General features: G+C 49.0%; 1 pseudogene. It reads left to right on the top strand.

The features are described 5' to 3' along the window. Window positions 1–435: pseudogene (locus ACLRGG_RS20440) on the top strand (transposase); the annotation flags it as partial.

Here is a 435-nt window from a genome sequence, read left to right as displayed (position 1 = left end):
AGCTGTGCATTATTCACATGGTGCGTAACAGCCTAAATACGTGTCGTGGAAGGACTATAAAGCCGTGACTGGCGGGCTGAAAGCGGTGTATCAGGCTCCAACAGAAGAGGCGGCGTTAATGGCTCTGGAGCAGTTCGCAGGGGGCTGGGACGATAAATACCCGCAAATCAGTAAAAGCTGGTATGCACACTGGGAAAATCTCAATACGTTTTACAATTATCCACCGGATATCCGTAAAGCTATTTACACTACGAACGCCATCGAATCGCTGAACAGCGTGATCCGTCAGGCAATAAAGAAACGCAAGGTGTTCCCGACGGATGACCCGGTGAGGAAAGTCATTTATCTGGCGATCAGGGATGCTTCAAAAAAATGGAATATGCCGATCCGAAACTGGCGGCTGGCGATGAGTCGCTTTATTATCGAGTTCGGTGA

This window comes from Erwinia sp. PPS120 (genome assembly GCF_047918655.1).
Taxonomy (GTDB): domain Bacteria; phylum Pseudomonadota; class Gammaproteobacteria; order Enterobacterales; family Enterobacteriaceae; genus Erwinia; species Erwinia tasmaniensis_A.
Note: the sequence above shows the minus strand (reverse complement) of the source record. Positions and strands in the feature narration are given on the sequence as shown.